The 3,593-nt window shown below is 72.8% G+C and carries 5 protein-coding genes; 2 read left to right on the top strand and 3 right to left on the bottom strand.

The window, feature by feature from the left end; genetic code table 11:
- Positions 1-788: iron ABC transporter permease (locus EYA84_RS28725; protein WP_131057099.1), on the bottom strand; the 788-nt coding region annotated here is incomplete at its 3' end.
- Positions 789-853: 65 nt separating this feature from the next.
- On the bottom strand, positions 854-1,915 hold the full coding sequence (locus EYA84_RS28720) for an iron ABC transporter substrate-binding protein (protein ID WP_394347626.1): 1,062 nt from the start codon (positions 1,913-1,915) through the stop codon (positions 854-856).
- A gap of 134 nt (positions 1,916-2,049) precedes the next feature.
- Here EYA84_RS28720 and EYA84_RS28715 point away from each other — a divergent pair, with 134 nt between their 5' ends.
- Positions 2,050-2,631, top strand: a complete 582-nt coding sequence (locus EYA84_RS28715) for an HhH-GPD-type base excision DNA repair protein (protein ID WP_131057095.1) — start codon at positions 2,050-2,052, stop codon at positions 2,629-2,631.
- 111 nt (positions 2,632-2,742) lie between these two features.
- The gene (locus EYA84_RS28710) at positions 2,743-3,099 is read left to right on the top strand and encodes a DUF3099 domain-containing protein (RefSeq protein ID WP_131057093.1); all 357 of its coding nucleotides are present in this window, start codon (positions 2,743-2,745) and stop codon (positions 3,097-3,099) included.
- 58 nt (positions 3,100-3,157) lie between these two features.
- On the opposite strand, the gene EYA84_RS28705 is transcribed toward EYA84_RS28710, so the two are convergent.
- Positions 3,158-3,593 (bottom strand): carbohydrate kinase family protein (locus EYA84_RS28705; RefSeq protein ID WP_236146013.1); only part of this gene is annotated, 436 nt, incomplete at its 5' end.

Below are 3,593 nucleotides of genomic sequence, written 5' to 3'. Positions count from 1 at the left end.
GCCCCGAGCGCCAGCCGGGGTGCGGGACGTCGGGTGCCGCCGAGCCGCGCGTACCGGGCACCGCGACGGCGGGTGGCGGTCTCGCCGGTGAGCAGCACCACCGTGAGCACCACCAGCACGCTGGAGAGCACCAGCGCCCCGGTGCGGTCGAAGCCGAGGTCGAAGGCGACGAAGATGGCCCGGGTGAAGGTGTCGGCGCGCAGGATGGAGACCGCGCCGAAGTCGGAGAGCACATAGAGGGCGACCAGCAGCGCACCGGCGGCGGTGGCCGGGCGGATCTGCCGCAGCGTCACCGCGGTGAAGGTCTGCCACCCGCTGCGCCCGAGCGAGCGGGACACCTCCTCCTGCGCCGGGTCCGCGCCGCGCAACGCCGCCGCGACCGGCAGCAGCACGTACGGGTAGGAGCAGAGGGTGAGCACCAGCGCCGCCGGCCAGAACCCCTCCCACCGGGGCAGCGCGGAGACCCAGGCGAAGGCGGCGATGTAGGTGGGCACGGCCAGCGGCAGCGCCGCCAGCACGGCGAAGGCCCGGCGGCCGGGCAGGTCGGTGCGGGTGACCAGGAACGCGGTACCCACGCCGAGCAGGACGCAGGCCGTGGTGACCACGGCGGCCAGTCCGAGACTGCGCAGGGCGAGCAGCGCGACGCGGTCGGTCCACAACTCGGCGACGACCGCGTCCCAGCCCGCCTCGGCGGTGCGTACCCCGAGGTAGGCCAGCGGGATCAGGGCGACGGCCACCGCGGCGGTCGAGGCCGCGAGCAACGCCGGCCGTGGGGCCAGCCGCCGCATCCCGCCGGGTACGCCGGACAGGGCCGACCCGGATCGGGACGGCCCTGCGACGGAGGGAGGTGCGGTCAGGGCACCAGGCCCGAGTTCTTGATCATGGTGACGGTGGCGTCGAGCGTGTCCAGGTCGTTCAGGTCGATCTGCGGCACCGCCAGCTCGGACAGGGCCGGCACGTACGCCGGGGAGGGCACGCCGTCGATCACCGGGTACTCGTAGGTCTGCTCGGCGAAGAACGTCTGGGCCTCGGTGCCGAGCAGGAAGTCCACGAACTTCTGCACGTCGGCGTTCTCGGCGGCCCGCTTGAGCACACCCACACCCGCGACGTTCACCAGGGCTCCGGTGTCTCCGCCGGAGAAGAAGTGCAGCTTGACCTTGAGCGCGTCCGGCGTGGTGCCCTGCTCCTTGGCGATCTCGCCGAGGTAGTAGTGGTTGACCAGGCCGGCCGGGATGGTGCCGGCGCCGACGTCTTCGAGGATCTTGCCGTTGCCGTCGCGGATCTGCGGGTCGTTGGCCTTCAGACCGCTGAGGAACTGCTCGGCCTTGGCGTCGTCGTGCTGCACCCGGATGGCGGTGACGAACGCCTGGAACGAGGCGTTGGTCGGGGCGACGCCGATCTTGCCCTTCCAGGCCGGGCCGGTCAGGTCGAACACCGAGGCGGGCAGCTCCTCGGCCTTCACCAGGTCGGCGTTGTACGCCAGCACCCGGGCCCGGGCGCTCACGCCGACCCACTGGCCGTTGCCGGCACGGTAGGACGCCGGCACCTTCGCCGTGGTCTCCTCAGCGAGCGTGGTGAACATGCCCTGCTTCGCCACGGTGCCGAGGGCGCCCGCGTCCTGCGCGAAGAACACGTCGGCGGGGGACCGGTCGCCCTCCTCGACGAGCTGGGCGGCGAGCTGCGCGGTGTTCGCGTACCGGGCGTTGACGGTGATGCCGGTCTGCTCGGTGAACTTGTCCAACAGCGGCTTGACGAGCTGCTCGTTGCGTCCGCTGTAGACGGTGATCGACTTGTCGGTCGACTGGCCCGAGTCTGCTGCCGCGTCCTCCTCACCTGATCCGCAGGCGGCCAGCCCGACGGTGAGCAGGCTGGCGGCGAGCAACGCGCCGGTGGTACGGCGGGTGAGAAGCACGATGAACCCTTTCCTCTGCGGCCCGGGGCGACCGAGGCGCCGAAGTTAGCACAGCCTAACCTAATCGCGGAATCGAGCTGAGGGTGAGATCACGTGCCGGAGGCCAGGGCGAGGGCCGCGACGGGCAGGATGAGGGCATGACACTCGCGCTGCCCATCGATCCGGAGGCGAACCGGCTGCTCATGCAGAGTCCGCTGGCGTTGCTGACGGGAATGGTTCTTGATCAACAAGTCTCGATGGAGAAGGCGTTCTCCTCGCCGTACGTGCTGACCCAGCGGCTCGGTCACGACCTGGACGCCCGGGAACTCGCCGAGTACGACCCGGAGGCGCTGGTGGCCCTCTTCGCCCAGCCGCCGGCGCTGCACCGGTTCCCGAAGGCGATGGCGGCCCGCGTGCAGGAGGTCTGCCGGGCGCTGGTCGACCGGTACGACGGTGACGCCGCCCGACTCTGGGCCGACCCCGCCGACGGTGCGGAGCTGCTCGCGCGGATCACCGCCCTGCCGGGCTTCGGCCGACAGAAGGGGCAGATCTTCCTCGCCCTGCTCGGCAAGCGGTTCGGCGTACGGCCGCCGGGCTGGCGGGAGGCGGCCGGCGGCTACGGCGAGCCGGAGGTCCACCGGTCCGTGGCCGACGTCACCGACGGCGAGTCGTTGCGCCTGGTCCGGGAGTACAAGCAGCAGCAGAAGGCGGCGGCGAAGGCGAAGACCGCCGGAGGCTGAGCGGTCCGGCGGGGGATGTGCCGGGCTGGGTCGGCGGGGTAGCGGCACGACGAACGTCGTCGCGGGCCCGGTCGAGGTGACAGGATGGAGGCGACCCCGAGGAGGTACACGGTGAAGCATCAGGCGTACCGGCCGATCCTCATCACCGACGCCTCGCGCAGCCAGAACGACCAGCTCACCACCCGGCAGCGGCGGTACGTGGCGATGATGGGCGTCCGGGTGGCGTGCGTGATCGTCGGCGCGATCCTGGTCGGCACGCGGGCGCCCCTGCTCTGGCTCTGGCTGCCCCTGGTGGCGCTGGGCATGATCGTCGTCCCGTGGCTCGCGGTGCTGCTGGCCAACGACCGGCCGCCGAAGGAACAGCACCGGCTGATCGGCCGGTCGGCGCGGCGGCAGCAGCAGGAGGCCCCGCCGATGAGCCTGACCGCCGAGGAACGGCCGCACAAGGTCATCGACGCCGAGCCCTGACGCAGTCCCACCCGGGCAGCACTGGCACGGCCCGGGCGGGACTGTCGTCGTGAGCGGTTCAGCCGACCGGCCGGGCACCCACCTGGGAGACCGCCGCCGCGCCGAGGTCGGTGGCCCGGTTCAGGGCGGCCTCCGGGGTCGCCCCGGTCAGCCAGGCGGCGAGCAGCCCGGCCGCGAAGGCGTCACCCGCTCCCGTCACGTCCACCACCGCCACCCGGCGGGCCGGTGAGGTGACGAGCGTTCCGGTCCGTTCCACCCAGGTGGCACCCGCGCCACCGCGCTTGACCACCACCCGTCGGGCGGTGGCGGCCAGCGCCCGCCCCTGGGCCGCCGGATCCAGTCCGCCGGCCAGCACCGTCGCCTCGTCGGTGTTCACCAGCAGCAGGTCGACCCCGCGTACCCAGGACAGGAAGGCCGCCGGGCCGACGGCCCGCAGCGGTGCCGCGGAGGCCGCGTCCACGCTGGTGGTGAGGCCGCGCTCGCGGGCGGCGGCC

Source organism: Verrucosispora sp. SN26_14.1 (assembly GCF_004307965.1).
Taxonomy (GTDB): Bacteria; Actinomycetota; Actinomycetes; order Mycobacteriales; family Micromonosporaceae; genus Micromonospora.
This window is presented reverse-complemented; position numbering and strand designations above follow the sequence as displayed.

Coding starts and splice junctions, on each gene's coding strand:
- EYA84_RS28715 (WP_131057095.1), top strand. CDS start 2,050: ATGACACTCGCGCTGCCCATCGATCCGGAGGCGAACCGGCTGCTCATG.